This is a genomic window from Desulfopila sp. IMCC35008 (assembly GCF_010646885.2).
In the GTDB taxonomy this organism is placed as follows: Bacteria; Desulfobacterota; Desulfobulbia; order Desulfobulbales; family Desulfocapsaceae; genus Desulfopila.
This window is the reverse complement of sequence record NZ_CP050700.1, coordinates 5,067,344-5,085,000: the sequence shown is the minus strand read 5'-3', so window position 1 is coordinate 5,085,000 and position 17,657 is coordinate 5,067,344. Positions and strand designations below refer to the sequence as shown.

Annotated in this window: 16 protein-coding genes; 8 read left to right on the top strand and 8 right to left on the bottom strand. The window is 47.4% G+C overall.

Features of this window, described 5'->3' with window-relative positions; translation table 11 throughout:
• The first annotated feature begins 301 nt into the window (after positions 1 to 301).
• Positions 302 to 979, top strand: a complete 678-nt coding sequence (locus tag GA520_RS21665) for a metal-dependent hydrolase (protein ID WP_163340404.1) — start codon at positions 302 to 304, stop codon at positions 977 to 979.
• Between the two features lie 334 nt (positions 980 to 1,313).
• Positions 1,314 to 3,383 (top strand): ATP-binding protein, encoded by a 2,070-nt coding sequence (locus tag GA520_RS21660; RefSeq protein WP_163340403.1) that lies wholly within the window; start codon positions 1,314 to 1,316, stop codon positions 3,381 to 3,383.
• A 67-nt stretch (positions 3,384 to 3,450) separates the two neighbouring features.
• Here GA520_RS21660 and GA520_RS27295 read toward each other — a convergent pair whose 3' ends face one another.
• On the bottom strand, positions 3,451 to 3,684 hold the full coding sequence (locus tag GA520_RS27295; protein WP_370362813.1) for an ATP-binding protein: 234 nt from the start codon (positions 3,682 to 3,684) through the stop codon (positions 3,451 to 3,453).
• 78 nt (positions 3,685 to 3,762) lie between these two features.
• On the bottom strand, positions 3,763 to 4,347 hold the full coding sequence (locus tag GA520_RS21655; RefSeq protein WP_163340402.1) for a hypothetical protein: 585 nt from the start codon (positions 4,345 to 4,347) through the stop codon (positions 3,763 to 3,765).
• 507 nt (positions 4,348 to 4,854) lie between these two features.
• Here GA520_RS21655 and GA520_RS21650 point away from each other — a divergent pair.
• On the top strand, positions 4,855 to 5,001 hold the full coding sequence (locus tag GA520_RS21650; protein ID WP_163340401.1) for a hypothetical protein: 147 nt from the start codon (positions 4,855 to 4,857) through the stop codon (positions 4,999 to 5,001).
• Positions 5,002 to 5,110: 109 nt separating this feature from the next.
• On the opposite strand, the gene GA520_RS21645 is transcribed toward GA520_RS21650, so the two are convergent.
• Positions 5,111 to 5,296 carry a hypothetical protein gene (locus tag GA520_RS21645; protein ID WP_163340400.1) on the bottom strand — a complete coding sequence of 62 codons (186 nt, stop codon included), beginning with the start codon at positions 5,294 to 5,296 and terminating at the stop codon, positions 5,111 to 5,113.
• A 208-nt stretch (positions 5,297 to 5,504) separates the two neighbouring features.
• On the opposite strand from GA520_RS21645, the gene GA520_RS21640 reads away from it, so the two are divergent.
• From GA520_RS21640 to GA520_RS21630, 3 genes are all read left to right on the top strand, one after another.
• Positions 5,505 to 7,922: a mechanosensitive ion channel family protein gene (locus tag GA520_RS21640; protein WP_205749405.1), complete on the top strand. Its 2,418-nt coding sequence runs from the start codon at positions 5,505 to 5,507 to the stop codon at positions 7,920 to 7,922.
• Between the two features lie 30 nt (positions 7,923 to 7,952).
• Entirely contained in the window at positions 7,953 to 9,491 is a 1,539-nt protein-coding gene (locus tag GA520_RS21635) for an RNA-binding domain-containing protein (protein WP_163340399.1), read from the top strand.
• 326 nt (positions 9,492 to 9,817) lie between these two features.
• Positions 9,818 to 10,381, top strand: coding sequence for a hypothetical protein (locus GA520_RS21630; RefSeq protein WP_163340398.1), 564 nt, complete (start codon positions 9,818 to 9,820; stop codon positions 10,379 to 10,381).
• A gap of 150 nt (positions 10,382 to 10,531) precedes the next feature.
• On the opposite strand, the gene GA520_RS21625 is transcribed toward GA520_RS21630, so the two are convergent.
• Positions 10,532 to 11,170, bottom strand: coding sequence for a rhodanese-like domain-containing protein (locus GA520_RS21625; protein ID WP_163340397.1), 639 nt, complete (start codon positions 11,168 to 11,170; stop codon positions 10,532 to 10,534).
• A 135-nt stretch (positions 11,171 to 11,305) separates the two neighbouring features.
• Positions 11,306 to 11,899, bottom strand: a complete 594-nt coding sequence (locus GA520_RS21620) for a rhodanese-like domain-containing protein (RefSeq protein WP_163340396.1) — start codon at positions 11,897 to 11,899, stop codon at positions 11,306 to 11,308.
• 296 nt (positions 11,900 to 12,195) lie between these two features.
• Between GA520_RS21620 and GA520_RS21615 the strand changes: the two genes are divergently transcribed.
• On the top strand, positions 12,196 to 13,587 hold the full coding sequence (locus GA520_RS21615) for a sigma-54-dependent Fis family transcriptional regulator (protein ID WP_163340395.1): 1,392 nt from the start codon (positions 12,196 to 12,198) through the stop codon (positions 13,585 to 13,587).
• 223 nt (positions 13,588 to 13,810) lie between these two features.
• Here the strand turns inward: GA520_RS21615 and GA520_RS21610 are convergent, their stop codons facing one another.
• The 3 genes from GA520_RS21610 to GA520_RS21600 form a co-directional block, all read right to left on the bottom strand.
• Positions 13,811 to 14,029, bottom strand: a complete 219-nt coding sequence (locus tag GA520_RS21610; protein WP_163340394.1) for a MoaD/ThiS family protein — start codon at positions 14,027 to 14,029, stop codon at positions 13,811 to 13,813.
• Positions 14,023 to 15,729, bottom strand: coding sequence for an aldehyde ferredoxin oxidoreductase C-terminal domain-containing protein (locus tag GA520_RS21605; RefSeq protein WP_163340393.1), 1,707 nt, complete (start codon positions 15,727 to 15,729; stop codon positions 14,023 to 14,025). Before GA520_RS21605 ends, GA520_RS21610 begins: the two co-directional genes overlap by 7 nt.
• 122 nt (positions 15,730 to 15,851) lie before the next feature.
• On the bottom strand, positions 15,852 to 16,844 hold the full coding sequence (locus GA520_RS21600) for a Gfo/Idh/MocA family protein (RefSeq protein ID WP_163340392.1): 993 nt from the start codon (positions 16,842 to 16,844) through the stop codon (positions 15,852 to 15,854).
• Positions 16,845 to 17,046: 202 nt separating this feature from the next.
• Between GA520_RS21600 and GA520_RS21595 the strand changes: the two genes are divergently transcribed.
• Positions 17,047 to 17,655 (top strand): flavodoxin family protein, encoded by a 609-nt coding sequence (locus GA520_RS21595; protein ID WP_163340391.1) that lies wholly within the window; start codon positions 17,047 to 17,049, stop codon positions 17,653 to 17,655.
• The last annotated feature ends 2 nt before the right edge of the window (positions 17,656 to 17,657 follow it).

Here is a 17,657-nt window from a genome sequence, read left to right as displayed (position 1 = left end):
CGGCAACTCATTGGATCGTTTGGCTCGACACAAGGGACAGCCGTCTATGTGGATATCGGGTTTTAATTGGGGATAATTGTCATTGAGTAATTCCCTATAAATTTAAGCGTCTTAATTATAATAATAGCAGGTGTGACGCATAGCTGTGAAGGGTTGCAGTTGCCAGTACATACGATAATAGGGTAGAAAGGAGTGTGTCTGTAATGTTGTAGAGCACGGTTTTATTGTGGTTTTCTGTCTCCATTTCGATTTTGGCTGAAACTAAGTTCTTATATCAATCACCTTTGCTAAAGGGTACATTATGAAGCTAAAATATTTTTCTCACTCTTCATTTCAGATTACGACGGATGCCGGGCAAACCCTACTCATTGATCCTTTTCTCGATGGTAACCCCACTTCTCCGATCAAGTCAAAAGATGTTACTGCGGATTTTATTGTGCTGACCCATGCCCATGGCGACCACATTGGGGATGCGTTTGAGATCGGCAAACGGTGCGATTCCCTCTTTATTTGTGTCAATGAACTGGCAAACTACTGCACTGAAAAAGGATTGAGGGCACATAATATGCATATCGGCGGAGGGTATAATTTTCCGTTTGGAAGATTGAAATTCACTATTGCCCATCACGGTTCAAGTACGCCTGATAATGTATATGGCGGGGAACCTGCCGGGGTCATTCTCACTATTGACGATAAAACATTGTATCACACTGGCGATACAGGGCTCTTTTATGACATGAAGCTCATTGGGGAGATGACCAGGATTGATTATATGCTGTTGCCGATAGGGGACAATTTCACCATGGGAATTGATGATGCGGTCAAGGCTGTACAGTTGGCTCAACCTGGACTTGCCGTGCCAATGCATTATAACACCTTCCCCGTGATAGAGGCGGATCCCCAGCTTTTCAAAAAGAAAGTGGAGGAGGCGGGCCAGAATGCCTATGTTATGGAGTATGGAGAGGAAATGAGCCTCTAAGCTGTTTGTCTCTATAGTTTTTTGCATTTGTTGTATCTACCCACCTTATAGAGAACAGCAATGTGCTGTGGAACCAGGAATAACTATTTCTGGTGAAGCGAAGCTTTAGAATTTCACAGTTTTTGCTACTTAGTTCCCATCCTAAAACTCAGCATTCTGTTCAATATCGAGGCATGGCTTAATTATTTATCGCACGCATATGTGTAAAATATTCGGAGGATAAATAATTAAGCCGGAACGCTGAGATTGGGCAGAAGGGTAGTTTTAGGACGGGAACTACTTAATCTTTTGGAAGACCTGGAGTGGATTCAGGTGCTTCCTGGTGGGTATCGATATGTCTTTGGAACCTTATAAGATTACCTCTAATGAATTACTTCGAGAGCAGCTTCGCGCTGCAAGGCAGCAAAACGAGGAGCTGAAAGATCAGCTTCTCAAGAGTGAACAGATTCTCGATCATTACAGGCAATCCGTTGATAATTCCCCCAATGCTATCTTCTCCATTGACCTGGAAGGATACATAACCACCTGGAATCCTTCTTCCAGCGACGTTTTTCAATACGATTCAACAATCCTCGGGTCTCATTTCCGGAATTTGCTGCAAAACCAGGCTGACATAGATTTTCTTGAAAGGGAAATCCTGCAGAGTCGTGAGATGAAAGCATTGTCAAATATCGATTTGACGTATAGGTGCAAAAATGGTGAAACACGGGAGATGGTTTCGCGCATTTATCCTGTTAAAAGCAATGGGGGGCACGTTCATGGATTTGTCTTTGCCAATACAGATATAACCGAACGAAACAAACTCCATAGGGAGCTCGAACTCTATCGACATCATCTGGAAGAGCTCGTTGACGAGCGCACCAGTAAACTTCAGGAGGAGATCCGGCATCGTAAAGATGCACAAAGCGCTCTGCAGATGTCCTATGATGCTGTGGTGACGATCCTGGACAGTATGGACCATGCTATCCAGGTAACTTCCGTGGCGCAAGGTGAATTGATTTTCATGAATAACCAGTTGCAGACCCTTTTGGAGGAGGGGCGCAAGATTGGGTCTGACTATAATCTTTTTGCATCGCTTATTTCTACCGAACGGCCTGTAGAGCCCCTGAAACTGTCTGATAATAATGGTGACGAGCTGGAGAGGTCAGAGATTTTTTTTGATGATGTTATGAGCCGCTGGTATGTGCTGGATGAATGTATAATCACCTGGGTAGACGGGAGGTTGGTCCGTCTGCAGGTAGCGACCGATATCACCGAGAGAAAACAGATTGATGATGAAAAAAAGCGGGTCGAGAGATTAGAGTCTCTGGGTGTACTTGCAGGTGGAATCGCTCATGATTTCAATAATCTGCTTACAGGTATTATGGGGAGCCTTTCGCTCTTGAAGATTCAGACTGAAGATGGAAGTTCAAACCATTCACTGCTCGATTCCGCCGAGAAGGCCGCTTCGCGTGCAACATCATTGACCCGGCAGCTTCTTACCTTCTCCAAGGGTGGGGCACCGGTGCGCAAGGTTATTTCCCTGGAAACGATTTTGAAGGAGGAGGTTGAATTTGCCCTGCGGGGGTCTTCGGTTGGGGTAACAATGAATATTGATGATGATCTCTCCCACATTGAAGCTGATTCCGGGCAGTTGAGCCAGGTTTTTCATAATTTGGCGTTAAATGCCATGCAGGCCATGCCGGAGGGCGGCAGGCTCATCATCGTTGCAGAAAATGTCTTTTTGAAGGAGGGGGCACACTCTGCTGACCTTCCTGGAGGAAAATATATCAAGGTTGAATTTAGGGATTCCGGTCCGGGAATTATCCCAGAAATACAAGAGAAGATATTTGAACCTTATTTTTCAACAAAAGCCACTGGAAAAGGGCTTGGCCTGGCAACTGTACATAAGATTATTGTAAAGCATAATGGAAAAATATCGGTACATTCGAAAGTAGATGGCGGGACCATATTCAGAATGTATCTGCCGTCCTCCGACCATGCCGCGGTTGTTCTGAATGAAAAGGCACAGCTGCCAGTCGCAATGCAGGGGAGAATTCTCCTTATGGATGATGATGAGATCATATGTGAAGTAGCTACAGCCATTCTTAGTCGACTGGGCTATGTGGTCGATTCCGTAGCTGATGGTGAGACCCTGGTGGCTCGGTATGCAGCGTCACGGAGTGAAGGACAGGCGTATGATGCAGTTATTATGGACCTGACCATCCAGGGAGGTATGGGCGGAGAGGAGGCTGTGAAAAAGCTACTACAGATTAATCCCAAGGTACAAGCAATTGCCTCCAGTGGTTATGCAGATAGCCCGATTATGTCTGACTGCCTTCAATACGGTTTTGCTGCTATCCTGCAAAAGCCATATAAAGTTGAGGAAATGGCCAGCGTCCTTAGGCAGGTCATTGATAGGTGAAATTCATGGACTTTGAGATTGACCGGGGGAGGCAAACAAAGTTTTCGATATCTGCCAGATACAATACTCAAGCGGTACCTCGATCCTGAAAAGATGGGTGTGTATCAGGTGTGTTGTGGCCGGTTCTGTTCTCTGCTTCAGGCAAATATATAATAATAGCCGTGCCCCCCATCTTCTTGCTTTTGATTTCCATATAGCCGCCATGATCTTCAACAGCTGAACGAACGACGGTCATACCCAGGCCAGAACCGCTCCGGCCAAGACTCTTAGTTGTAAAAAATGGTTCACATATATACTTCAGGTCTCTTTTAGAAATACCAAGACCTGTGTCACTAATACGTAATCTGGTATATTTTCCCGAAGGAACCCCACCCGCTCCTTAGATTTCCCTCGGAAAGAGGACGGAAGATGTCTCTATTTGAACAGTCCCCTTTCCGGATATCGACTCGGCAGCGTTCGTTACCAGATTCAGCAATACTCTCTGCAGGTGAATCCGAGAGTCACCTACATACATTAGCTTATTCGCCAAATTCTTTTGGAAGAGTACTTTGGGGTGGTGCTTGCGTAGCGCGGTCAACTCAACTCCCTTGAAAAACTGCTCAACTACCAAATTCAATTCAAGATGTTTATACGAGGTGGCTTTTCTTTCTGCCAGGTACAGGCTCCAGAAAAAAGCGGATGACAGAACAAGGAGGACGGTAGCCTTGATTGAGATACCGAATAATGCTGATTCTAAAAATATCAGGGACGTTAATATTGCGGAAATGAACATCATTCTATTGAGTACTCTTTGCTCAAAAGGTGTTTTTTCAACATTTCCCAATATTCCGGTAAGAGCCTCGTGAGTTGAGGGGAAGGGAGAGCTTCGACGGCGAAACCATATGAGTTTCCTACGTACCCGTTTTGGCAGATTACCTGTACGCCACAGACCATCAGAAAAACGGTCAGCACAATAGATGCTCATTTAATCTCTCTCTTTGCCATAATCATATTGCTGTAAATTCCATAATCGACGAGAGGCTTTGTCTTTTTTTGTCGGAACGTTTTGTCGGGTAAAAAAACAAATAGTAAGGTGACGAGTGAAAGCCGATCTTTAAGTCAAGTAAGCTGATAGTTTACTTTCAGTTCAGCTACAGTCAACTTAAGGTTTTGAGTGTTGGGTATATTTGGGTGCAAAAGAAAAACTTTGGGTGGAGCGACATTGAATAAGTGATCACCATTCAATGTCTTCTCCTGGCTCCCTCTTGGTTTACTGTTTGACAGAAACTTCGGCCAGGACTATTCTTCTCCTACGCATATCAGGAGAAGACAGAATGAAAAAAGTTGACACCTGTCAAAAAATTTTCAACAGAATGTGCAGCGCTACTCACTCTAAAAACGCTGTGGAACTTGCGGAAAAAATAGGTAAGTCCAAGCAAGCAGTGACCAGGCTCTACGCAAGAATACGGTGCCGCCCAGCTGGCCTACAGAAGTGGCTTGCTTAACCGACTGTTCCGTTGACTGGTTGCTCTTCGGAGATGAGACGTATTCCCCACCTCCGGACAAGGTCCTTGTGGATAAAGTCCTTTTTGAAAAAATTGCTGCTCTCCTGGAAGAAATCGAACTCAGTGAGATGTGATGAGAAAGCATAGAGAGATTGATACAACAAAAGAAAGAAAAATCGGCTACATATTGCTTGTTATAATGACAGGTATCATTGTCAGTGGCCTCAGCACTCTTTTTATCTCTTATAACCTGGCCTGTTCATTCTCGAGAATGTCTCCAAAGATTCGCTTCAGGCTATAAATGAGGGGGGCAAGCTCAAATACCGCTTTGTCCAAATGGTTAGAGGATTGGAGGTTTATTTCATTCTTAGAGCAGCGATTCTCGGCCTCGGTATACTCGGTGGTGGAGGCCTGCTGTTCTTTCTCCATCGGAGGATCAACCGTATTCTCGATAACTATGATGAGCTTCGCGCAGCAATTCGCGACTTGGTAAAAAATCAAAGTTAAGGATAAACTTTACCCTCGGAATATTCACCTTATCTGCCTGTTGTGCAATTTGTAGCGTGCCACCGTCTCAACTGAAATGTCTGGTTCGTCCTCTTTTCAGCAATGATCAATTCTAACAAATGCGTGCCTCATGATGCGAGCAACTCAACTGTTTTTGTGTCTACTGACAAGCCTGCTCTTCTTTTCTCACGTTCAGGCAGAGGAGGTGGAGGCTGCCGCTTCTGAGAGGGAACCACGCAAACTGAGCATAATTGAAATCTACAGTCTCAGTAATATTCTTCCGAGGGACTATATTGATCTGCAAAATGATCTTGCAGCAATGAAGGGCGTTGATGAGCTGCAACAGGAACTTCCCCAATTCCATAAAGATTTGAAAGAGATGAAGTGGGAAGTGACGATAAGCGAGTCTACCCCGGATGTCAGTTATCATCAACTTGCTTTGCTTAAATCAAAACTGGTTAAATTGAAGATCAGGCTCGATGAATTCAATACTCCTATTGCATCAAATATCAGCAATATTCAGCGGTTGTATATCGATTGGCTCGACAAGGATAAGACATTTACGGAGATAAAACAGCACCATCAGGCAGAAGAGGAAACTGCAGATTTTCTCGCAACTGTCGCGGTTGTGGAGAAAACCATTAATGATGCCAAGAAAATGATAGAGCTACAACTTGTTCCTAATCTGGACGCTGGAAAAAAAATCGGTCAGACCCAGACCCAGATCTATGGTTTGGCGGAAAAAGTAGATGAGCTGATCAAGGATACCAATGAACTTCGGATCCAGCAGACTTCACCCTCAATGTTGAGTGCAGAATTTTATCAGCGGCTTGATGTTCGTCAGTTTAAACAGAGTGGAGATAATTTTCGGTTGTTCTGCCTCTACCAGTGGGGCTACCTAAAACAGAACCTCGGGTGGGTGCTTGTGGCCTTTGGCAGCGTGGCACTGTTGGCGTTTTTTATTCAGCTGAGCCGCAGCAAAACTTCCGCCTCTTCCAGGTGGCATGATTATGCATCACACCCATTGTTATCAGCGATTTTTATCAGTTCGGTAGTGTTTTCCCTGGTGAATGCCTTATCGATACGGCTTGCCTTGCCACCCGACTGGAACACTCTTCTTCAGATACCGCTAATTCTTTCTGTGGCGTTTATGACTGAAAAAATTGTCGCTTTGAAATGGCAGGCAGTTTTTCTTCGGCGATTAACCATTTTTCTCGCTGTCACGGCTCTTCTGACAGTGATGAACATTCCGCACTCAATTTTCTATCTTTTTGTGTTTTATGTTTCTGCGATTGTTTTTTGCGTATCTCTTTATAGTTTTATAGAGCGCTGGAAGGCGCAGTCAAAAAAGAAGGTGACCTGGGCTATCTGGTTGTGGGGGCTTTTCCCGATAGTTATCCTGATTACCGGCATCGGCGGCTATGATCAACTGGCGATTTTACTGTTCGGCAGGGTTTTGGTTCTCGTGTTTGTGACCCTTGTAATTTTGGTAATGATGCAGATAATCAGCGGGCTGCTTGAACTTGGCCTGCTCTTTTTCCCGATGAATATTGTCAGGAATAATGCACCAACTATTGTTCGTCAGCTTGTACCCATGATAGCTATTGCCCATGGGGTGTTGTGGCTGGCAATAGCCCTGATGGCCATGTGGGTGTACCCGACCCTGAGAGAGGCTTTTGGTGCCGTAACTTCTCTGGAATTTCAAGTGTCGACGTTTAACATAACCCCGGGTTCTCTTTTGGTGGTGGTGTTTGTCTGTTACATAACTTTGCTCTTCTCCCGTGGATTACGCGCTTTCCTGATGCAGGAAGTGTTGCCGCGTTACAGGGTGGAAAAAGGTGCTCAGGTCTCAATAACACGGTTGGTTCATTATGCGGTTCTCACTATCGGCTTGCTGGTCCTTTTAAGAATACTGGGGTTCAGCCTCAGCCAGATAACGATTCTTGGAGGTGCTCTCAGTGTCGGGATTGGTTTTGGTCTGCAGGCGATTGTTAACAATTTTGTCAGCGGCCTTATCCTGCTGTTTGAGAGGCCGATAAAGGTTGGCGACATGATCGAGGTCAATGATGATATAGGTGAGGTAAAAGAGCTTGGGCTCCGGGCTACAACGGTACAGACTTTTGATAACGCAGAAATTGTCATACCAAATTCGCAGCTCATCACCGGTAGTGTCATTAACTGGACCCTTGCAGAAAAGCGTGCGAGGGTGAAGGTCCCGGTTGGAGTCGCTTACGGTTCTGATATTGCAGAGGTGCTGAAAATATTGCTGGCCTGTGCCAATGCTAATCCCAGGGTCCTCAGTACCCCGAAGCCAAGCGCACTGTTCCTCTCTTTTGGGGCAAGCTCGCTTGATTTTGAACTGCGGGCCTGGATTCCCGATGTGAACTACAGGTTGGATATACTGAGCGAGCTGAACCAGGATATTGAAAGTGAATTCCAGGTAGAGGGAATCGAAATTCCGTTCCCACAGACTGATCTTCATGTACGCTCGGTAGACAGTGCGGTAACCGGTGGTTTTTTGAAAGTGGCAGGGGCTTCTGAGGTTTAAAGGAATTCAAGGAAAGATGAGTAGGAAAACATGATTTTAGGTGATCTGGTATACCGCGGACCGCTCAATATCCGCAGGAGATTGTTCAGGGATATCTTTAGCATTGTCCTTGTAACTGTGGGTGCTCTCATTGCCCTTGCAATTTTTCAGGGAAGAACCGTTAAAGATGAAATTTCCGCTCAGCTTATAAGTGAATCGAGTTTGCTGGTCCAGAAACGGTTTTCCAGTTACCTTGATCGGTTTTCAACCGGGCTTCTGCTCCTTGCCAAAATGGGGTCGTCGACCCTGCTCGATTCCATGGAGGAAGAGAAATTGGCGAAGGTCTTTATCCCGATGATGGAGACCTATAAGGAATTGCACGGGATTGTAGTACTGGACCAGAAAGGTCAAGGTGTTAGCTTTGCCCGCTCCGCTTCCGGTAATGTAACCTCCATTCCAGAACCTGCCGTTATCGAACGACTGAAGCAATCGGAGTTGTATCAACGGGCTATGGGGGCGTCCGAAGAGTTTCCGGTGGTCTGGAGGAGTAAGATAGACTTCCTCTCTGGCATGAACGGTTTTGCGGCTGCCATCAGGGTTGATTTACTGGACCACGATTCAAGTCTCGTGGTGGTTTTCTTTATCCCGGCGAGTAAAATCATCACCTTTATCGGTGACATTAAAACCCCTGATAACGTTGATATTGTCTTTTACAACCGAGAAGGAATGTTGTTGTCGCGGCAGCAACTGGAGGAGAAACGAAACCCGGCTGCTGAGTCTATGCTGGTAGCTTCGGGTGATGTACCACCGCAGACCGTGAAGGCTTTATCCATGTGGCGTAAGGAAGGGGGCGATTCGCGAAGTGTAAGCAAGTTTGTCTCCGATGGGATCACCTGGTGGGCAGGGTATGCTCCTCTGGGCGACAAAAGTGAGGAGACCTGGATTTCAATTATCGTACCCGAAACGGACATTGTAAGTGATGTCAAGAAGCAGTGGGTCGAGTTGGGTCTGATGGCCGCCGGGATTTTACTGGCAGCAGTTGCACTCACATTTGGACTCGTCCGAAAATACGGCTCTCAGTTGAAGGATTTGCCGCATCGGCAGTCTGTTCACACAAGCCTTGTTGAGAATGTAAAAAAATTCATTGCCGCCGGGGAATCCCCGACACTTGAATTCAAGTCGACCATGCGCACCAACCTGAAGACCGGGAAACCGGGCAAGGAGATCGAACTGGCCTGGCTCAAAGGGGTTGTGGCCTTTATGAACAGTGATGGCGGCATCGTACTTATCGGCGTTGGTGATGACGGTGATATCCTTGGCATCGAATCGGATGGTTTTGCCAGCGAAGACAAGTGCAGGCTGCACTTCAGAAATCTGGTCAATAACCACATCGGGGCCGATATGGCCCGATATGTTCATTTGAGTATCTGTTCTATTGATGAGAAAACTGTGTTGATGATTGAGTGTGAACGGGTTCGTGAGCCTGTATTTTTACAGATCGGAAAGTCGGAAGAGTTTTATGTTCGCTCCGGTCCCTCAAGTATGAAACTTACCATTAGTCAGACGGTCAATTACCTGGGCCGTCGCTAACCCTTAGTTCTCAAGAGCATTGTCTCAATTCAGGATCCCATTGGGTTGTGCTGTTTGTTAAAGCAATATTCGTATATTGCTGAATTTACAGAATACTGAGTTTTAGGATGGAAACCAACTATGGTTCACTGCAAAAAGTGAACTGATACGATAATAGGGCTAAGAGGTTATGGCTCCGCAATATTCGTTGCTACGCAGTGGTATTGTAAGTCAGGAAAAGCCGGTGTATACCTGAAAACACAGGTGCTGCATTATGAGTAGATGGCCCTCGTTCCTTACGTGGGGAATCGGGGAAAACTGCAGCTTGTCGCTGCCAGGTGGTTGCCATGAAAAGACGGTTATTCTGTTCTTCCGGTTTATGTCTATTGGTTTTTGGCTCTGTTTCGGTGACACTGTCAGGTGCATCAACGACGCAAAGCGGGGCTCTCTTAATGAGTTCTCAGGTGTCGGTGACTGGTGAGAACTCTCCGGGTTTCTTGCCTGATCTTGATAAAAGAGCACGATTGAAGCAACCAGAGGCCCTGAAGCTGGCCGTCAGAGATATCTCCTTTACCTGCCAGCAAGGATGCTGTGGTCATTACTACGATCATTGCGATCTTCATATCCATTACCACGCCCACCTCGAGGAAGGTATGAATTTACCGGTGGCAATGGCTGTTACCTGTGATGGTGCTATTGAATACAAGACAGAGGGTGGGGACTTACTGATAAATGAAAGCGAACCGGTAACGGTTCACCGAACCATGCTCACCGAAACCAGGGACGACGCCTATGTCAGCCTCGATTTTCCTTTCAGTTATTATGAAGGAGTTGTGGAGGCTCAGCTTACTTTTGTCAAGTGTCGAATTGATAGAGAAAATCTTTACTCTGCGGCTACCGGCGACGAATAATCTACCTCTCAACAGGCAGGAGTGATATCTAATTCCGGGATTAGTTCCCCGACTCCTGTAGGAAGCCGGGGAACCGGTGGGTGGTCCTCTGAGGGGAGGAGAACAGGGTAATTCTCCGATAGAGGACCGAGGGGGAAGTTTTGATACTGTCTACTCGTTTGCTGTTATCTCGTACTTTCCACCTTGAGCAACCTTGATATTGGCATCAAGAAAGGAGGCATCTATTCCTTTTTCCTTTAAAGAAATGAAAGCCATTTCAGCCCGGATTCCTGTGGAACAGTGAATGTATACTTTTTTGTCTTTTGGTAACTCGCTAATGCGTTCAGTAACCTCTTCGGCGGGGATCGCGATAGCTCCGGCGATCATCCCTTCTTCTGCCTCCTCATCGGTTCGTACATCAAGGATCACGACATTCTCATCCTTGGTTTCAATAGCCTTGGCAAACATCTCAGCAGGAACAGAACCGGCCTTGGGTTTGGGTACATAGACAATGTCGGTGGCGGTTTCGCCCGTCGCAGTGGGCAGGCTTGCTTTTTGCCATCCTGCAAAGCCGCCTTTCAGGACAGTTGCATTCTTGTAACCCCATCCCCGGACAACAGAGAAGTATTTTTCTGCGGCTGCCGTGTCATCACCATACAGAATGACCGGAGCACTCTTTATTGACGGGAACCTGTCTTTGGCAGCGGCCAGCTGATCGCCCGGAATAGAAATGGCGCCTTTTATATGGGAGGCTTTTGCACTTTCACCGTCACGTATGTCGATCAAGACCACCGGAGTTTCGGTATCCATGTTCTTTTTCAGAGACTTAGATACGGAATAGAGGGGTTTTTGGGCCTTTTTCCATGCCGGCATGCCGTCGAGGAAAACGCGTACGTTGGTGTAACCAAGTTTTTCTGCCCGCCGGGCAGAAGAAGGACTGAGTCGTCAGGTAGGCCCTCCGCAATAGAAAACGAGCAGGTCTTCCTTGTTTGTGGGTAATTTGTCCAGATTCTTTTCGAACTGTGCGTCGTAAATCGAAATTGCACCGGGGATATGTCCTCCAATGAACAGTTTGCCCGGGCGGGCATCCACTATAGTGAACTTGCCTTCTTTCGGGCCCTTCTCAATGAGGGGAGCCAATTCTTCAACCTTGATCAGCATGGAGGGATCGAGCTTGGCAGGCGGCTTGACGGCAACCGAGTCGGCAAACAGCATGCCGTCTTCTTCGCGGTAGGTAACGAGTATCTCTTTACCTTTGCCGATCTTGTTAAATGCTTCCGCGCCATCAAGAGAGGTGTCGTCGTCAAAACTGACCAGCCAGGACGCCTTGCCGGTATCTATCTTGATTGTTTCTGCTTTCATGGAAACACTGCCGAGTTTTCCACGGATATCGTTGTCATCGTTTTCTGCATGGCATTGCATGCACGGTTTCAATACTTTTGGTTTTTCACTACCGGATGCAAAGCCGTTACTGGCGCTCAACATAAGGGATAGAGCTGACAGAGTTATCATAACTCGGCCTATACGTGTGCTGACCACTTTTCACCTCCAACGTTTATGTTTCCATTTTATTAGCGAATCGTTACATAGGAGACATCTATGTATTAATAAGCAATGAGAGGCAATTCCCATACCAGTTTGTTGATTCATTTTAGAAAGTAATTTATTGCCGCATAATCGCTGAATTGATGACAATGGAAAAAGGGAAACTTGTTAAGTGCTATGTTAGCTGCTAACGTTAACATGTTAACAGTTGTTGCCGCGGTTAACAGGTACTGTTAATGTATGGCAACGCCAGAAGCCGTCTGGCAGGCAACATTGGAAAAGGAGCAGTAATGAATCAGATTTTTGACGAATACTTCTGCAACAACTGGAAGAGTGTGATTGATATCATGACAGAGGGGTTAATGATTGTTGATAATGACGGTATCATCCTCTTTGCCAATCATGCGATGGAAAAACTACTGCAGTATTCTGTTGGGGAGTTGGTAGGCAGTCACTGCTCCCTGTTGGAGTGCACCACCTGCGATTCGTCACGGAGGCTAGCATCAGAGAAGCATTGTTTCCTCTTTGAGGATGGGCGGGTGAGCGGTCGAAGATGTGCGTTTAAGCGAAAGGATGGAAGCTGGGTGCAGGTCCTGAAAAATGCCACCGCACTGACCAACGATAAAGGTGAGTTCGTTATTGGTGTTGAAAACCTCACCGATATAACAGAAGTCCTTGATAAGGAAGAAGAGATTTACAGCCTGAAAAAACAACTTGTGCTTGAGGACTCTTTTTACGGGCTTGTGGGTGCGACAACACCGATGCGCCAGATGTACCAGTTGATTCAAAGCGCAGCAGCCTCTGATGCACCTGTTACCATTTACGGGGAGTCAGGTACCGGTAAAGAATTGGTGGCAGGGGCTTTGCACAGGTTGAGCAACCGCGAGCCATTCCCGTTTATAAAAGTGAACTGTGCGGCGTTAAACGAGAACTTATTGGAGAGTGAGCTGTTCGGTCATGTAAAAGGAGCTTTTACCGGTGCGGAGAGACTGAGGACAGGGCGCTTTGAGGCGGCGCAAAAAGGGTCAATCTTCCTTGACGAGATTGCCGATGTGCCGCTTGCGATTCAGGCGAAACTACTGCGGGTGATCCAGGAAAAAGAGATTGAAAGGGTCGGTGATCATGCCACTATCCCAATAGATGTGCGAATTATCACTGCCAGCCACAAAAACCTCGAAGTGCAGAAAGATCTTGACCTGTTCCGGGAAGACCTCTATTACAGAATTAATGTGATCCCGATTCATATACCCCCGTTACGTGACAGAAAAGGCGATATACCGCTGATTTGCAGTCATGTCGGAGATCGTCTCCGACGAAAATCCGGCAAACAGATTGATGGTGTATCACGTTCCTCGATGGATCTGTTGCTTGAGCATGATTGGCCCGGTAACGTACGGGAGTTGATAAACGTCATGGAATATGCCTTTGTGATTTGTCACGGTGACGAGATATTGCCGGACCATCTGCCCGGCAACTTGTTGCAGGGGGGGGATAGGGGAAAGACAACTCGCTCAATGAATTTTTCTTCGATATCGGGAGCGTCGGATGCTGTGCGTATCCGGGAGGCACTGAAGCGAACGGGGGGCAACAGGACCAAGGCTGCCGAAATTCTCGGCGTGAGTCGGGTAACATTGTGGAAGTGGATGAAGAAGATGGGGCTTGATGGTCGGGGAATAACCTGATATTTCAATAAATGTGGTCAATATCAGTAGCCCTTTTGGGTCTTCTCCGGAGTTGGTAAAATGGACGTGAAGAAAAACTGAAACAGACTCATAAGGGAGAAGTACTTGGAGTCGATGATCGTTAAGGCCTGTTGTCCCAGGTTATGCCGATGATAACCTGGCATTTTCTCCGTTAGCAGATTGAAATACTGGGCAGTCCGGATAGCTCGTACGTTTAAGCTGTTCATCCGCCGGAAATGGCTGGCAGGATGGTAATCGTGTCCTCGTCTTCAATGAGGCAGTCACCTTGGATGACCCTGCCATTGCGAACGGCGATATAGCCGCCGGAGTCATTGTCTGACCCGGCGGCACATCGTCTAACAAGCGAATCGAGTTGCTCGGGTTGGTCTATATCAAGCGTAACAGTTCCGAGTTCGCTTAATTTAAAATGGAATGTTACCATCTGCGGGCTTCGGCGGTCTCCTCGTCGGTGATGTCGATTTTTTCACCAGTTTCAGGTTGTGCAACTTCGTAGAAGGACTCGGGAAAACGATACATTGCTGCCGTGATGCCTGCATCCGTATTGAATTTATGTTCGAGTCGCAAAGTCTCCTTGACCATGTTGTCGAATTCCTCTTCGCCAATCACTGTTTCGTAGCGTGCCCTGATCAGGTCGAGAAGAGGGGTCATGTCGTCACGTACAGAGTAACGGACAAAGTTGCAGGTACCCATGGCATCCATACGGGAACCGATGACCTGGAATTTTTTGGAGAGCTCAACCTTGCCTTTTTTGCTGGTCGGGACCTCTTCATCGCGCAGGGTGAAACCGAAGGTGTGATCTGCTCCCATGGGGGTTGACAGGTACGTCATGGCCATGCCTTTTGTTCCCCTCGGTTCGTAAGCCGGCAGGGCCTGTCCAAGTACATGGGGGGCATGGCGAACGCCCAGGACCTTACCGGCGATCTTGCAGCCGGAGGCGAGTATGCGTCCGAGCGGTGTCAGGTTGCGAATCTCTTCCATAAAACCGATCGCTGCTTCATTATCACCGAATTCAGCCAGGCCTGCCTCCATGGCAACACCAATTGCCGCCCCGCAATCGAGAGTGTCGACTCCGGCATCGTTGGCGATCTTGTTCATGGTGGCGATGGTATCCAGGTTTTTCAGACAAAGATTGGACCCCATCAGTGCCATCGTCTCATACTCGATCGGGGAACAGAGGATTTTGCCGTCCTTGTCTGGATAAACGTTTGAGCACTGGATGGCACAAGGATGCTGACAGGCGTGCTGGGTCATGCCTTCTCCGCCTCGCTCCTTGATGGTGTCGTACATAGTCTGGGCGTTAATCTTCTCTGCTCCCTCCATGGTGCCGTGGTGGAAGTTACGGGTTGGCAGGACTTTCAATTCCTGGCAGATATCTACCATGGCAGCCGTGCCGTATTTGGTGAATTTGGTGGATACAGGATTTTCCTTAAGCAACCGTACGATTTTTCTGGCTCCTTCCTTGAAACCATCAGGGTCGGTATATTGTGCTTTGTGCTCACCGTCATCGAGGATGACGAGTGCGACAATCTTTTTTGATCCCATAACGGCACCAAGCCCACCACGTCCGGCATACCTTGAGCAAACCCCGTGAGGATCCGAACAGGCAATGCCGCTGGCAGAAAGCAGCTTCTCGCCGGTGGGGCCGATGGTGATACAGCCCGCTTTTTTGCCATATTTTTCACTCAGCAGATCCGATTTTTCATAAACCCCTTTGCCGGCAAGGAATTCACCGTCATCAAAGGTGACACCATCCTTGCCGATAACGATAACCTGCCAGCCACTGTTCGCGGTCGGGGCATCTTCAAGAGCGATGCAGCGCAGTCCCTGCTCAGCCATGCGGAGTCCGACGATTCCGCCGGCATTACTTTCCTTGATGCCACCTGTCAACGGACTCTTGGCCCCAATACTGAGACGGTTGGAGCTGGAGACGGTGGTGCCGCTCAATACACCATTGGCAAAGTAGAGTGTGTTATTTCTGCCAAGTGCATCACAGGTCGGGTCGGTTTCCCGGCTGACAAGACGTGAGGTCAACGTTCTGGCTCCCAGGAGAAATTCTTTTGAATCGTGTTGTTCGGTTGTTGTAATACCGGTTGCGGTATTGATTCGTAATAATGCAAACATCTTAGCCTCCGCCCTGTTTTCGTGTGGGTTCTTTAGTCTCATTGATTGGATACAATCTTTGAATACATTGTACCCGATGATGGCGCGAATGAAAAGATCAATCGGCTTAAGCCGTTAAAATTTTATGTCAACTCGACCCATTTTCCAGACTCTCCACTTTCAAAAAGGGCATCGATTACAACCATGTTGGCGATGCCGTCAGTCAGCGGGGTCGGGACTTCCTTGTCATCATATATGGCGCGTGCAAAAAGCTCTGCCTGGAAGGTGTACTGGTCGCAAATATCGAAGAGGATCTCTTCCCTCACTCCATCCCGGGTCAACCAAATCCGGCATTCTTTGTTGGGTGGCGCGTTGAACGGGATTTCTATTTCGATATAGCCCTTGCTGCCGTAGATGAGCACCCGCTGGTATGGAGAGAGTTGGGTGGAGCAGGTGAATGTGGAGGTGCCTTGCTCAAATTCAAGGATGGCAGATGTCAGCCGGTCCGTCTTGAATTGCGGGTCGCGTTCGAGGGTTGCGATAACCTTCCGGGGCTCAGCATCGAACAGGAAACGAGACAGGGAAATGGGGTAACAACCAATGTCCATAAGTGCTCCGCCCCCTATGTTCGCCAAGTTTCGGACGTTGTCCGGGTCGTCGTTATAATAGGAAAAGAACGTGTTGATGGTCTTCAACTCACCGATTTGTTTATCTCTGACAAGTTCGAGGGCATATAACCACTGAGGATGGTGGCGGTACATGAACCCTTCCATCACCTTCAGATGCGGAAAACGTTCGGAGACTTCGAGCAGTACGACGGCCTCTTCGCTGTTGAGGCCAAGTGGTTTTTCCACAAGAACATGTTTGCCGTGTTCCAGTGCTTTTATGGCCCACTCGACGTGCAGGTGATTGGGGAGGGGGATGTAAACGGCATCGATAGCCGGGTCGGTCAGCATCTCTTTATAATTGCCGTAAGCATTCTCAATTTTCAGCTTGGCCGCAACTTTTTGAGCAGCCTGGATATCACGGGAGCATATGGCTTTTACGTGACAGGATAAGGCCGACTGGATGGCTGGTATGACTTTTTCGGTGCCGATTTTTGCGGTGGAGATTACTCCCCAGTTCACTGTTTTCATATACCTTTTCCCAAAAAATATTTGAAGTGGGGGCATACTGCCTATTATGCTATTTTATCAGTAGATCAAAATAGTTCAACATGTTCGAAGAGGAGCCGGTGCGTAATTTATTGGTGTAATGGCTCCAAGATCTGGTACAACAGTCTAAAGAGTGTGAATTTCAAGGGAATATCCAGTAATAGGTTGTTTTCGGAGGATTGACATGGTGAAAATTATTGCAGTTTATGGCAGCCCGAGGAAGGATGGAAACAGTGCAACCCTGTTGAAAAAGGCTGTTGAAGGTGCGCGTGCGGAAGGTGCACAAGTAGAGGAGGTTATCTTAAGGGATTACAAAATTTCGCCTTGTCTGGAGATTTATCACTGCATTAAGAACGGGGAGTGTGCCATTCGTGACGATTTTCCGAAAATACTGGAAAAACTGGAAGCCAGCAGCGGCATTATGCTGGCCTCGCCGGTTTTCTTTTACTCGGTAAGTGCTCACACCAAGATTTTCATGGACCGTTGTCAGTCGCTCTGGGTAAGGAAGTACTGGATTGAAAAACAGGTGATGGGCGCGAGAAATGAGACCCGCAAAGGACTGTTTATTTCCGTGGGGGCAACCGGAGGTAAAAAACTGTTCGAAGGTGCTATTTTAACCGTCAAATACTGGTTTGATGTCCTTAATGCTTCCATGTGGAAGACCGTTCTCTGCCGTGGTGTAGACAGGAAAGGTGAGATTGATAGCCATCAGGAGTATCTCAATGAGGCATACGAGGCTGGCAGGGAGCTGGCGGTTACCCTCAGGGAAGAGGTTGCTGGTGAGAAAGGTTGACG

Bases quoted from the DNA above. Each gene is read 5' to 3' on its own strand.
- GA520_RS21665 (WP_163340404.1), top strand. From the start codon at position 302: ATGAAGCTAAAATATTTTTCTCACTCTTCATTTCAGATTACGACGGAT.
- GA520_RS21660 (WP_163340403.1), top strand. From the start codon at position 1,314: ATGTCTTTGGAACCTTATAAGATTACCTCTAATGAATTACTTCGAGAG.
- GA520_RS21655 (WP_163340402.1), bottom strand. From the start codon at position 4,347: ATGAGCATCTATTGTGCTGACCGTTTTTCTGATGGTCTGTGGCGTACA.
- GA520_RS21645 (WP_163340400.1), bottom strand. From the start codon at position 5,296: ATGGAGAAAGAACAGCAGGCCTCCACCACCGAGTATACCGAGGCCGAG.
- GA520_RS21640 (WP_205749405.1), top strand. From the start codon at position 5,505: ATGATGCGAGCAACTCAACTGTTTTTGTGTCTACTGACAAGCCTGCTC.
- GA520_RS21635 (WP_163340399.1), top strand. From the start codon at position 7,953: ATGATTTTAGGTGATCTGGTATACCGCGGACCGCTCAATATCCGCAGG.
- GA520_RS21630 (WP_163340398.1), top strand. From the start codon at position 9,818: ATGAAAAGACGGTTATTCTGTTCTTCCGGTTTATGTCTATTGGTTTTT.
- GA520_RS21625 (WP_163340397.1), bottom strand. From the start codon at position 11,170: ATGGATACCGAAACTCCGGTGGTCTTGATCGACATACGTGACGGTGAA.
- GA520_RS21615 (WP_163340395.1), top strand. From the start codon at position 12,196: ATGAATCAGATTTTTGACGAATACTTCTGCAACAACTGGAAGAGTGTG.
- GA520_RS21610 (WP_163340394.1), bottom strand. From the start codon at position 14,029: ATGGTAACATTCCATTTTAAATTAAGCGAACTCGGAACTGTTACGCTT.
- GA520_RS21605 (WP_163340393.1), bottom strand. From the start codon at position 15,729: ATGTTTGCATTATTACGAATCAATACCGCAACCGGTATTACAACAACC.
- GA520_RS21600 (WP_163340392.1), bottom strand. From the start codon at position 16,844: ATGAAAACAGTGAACTGGGGAGTAATCTCCACCGCAAAAATCGGCACC.
- GA520_RS21595 (WP_163340391.1), top strand. From the start codon at position 17,047: ATGGTGAAAATTATTGCAGTTTATGGCAGCCCGAGGAAGGATGGAAAC.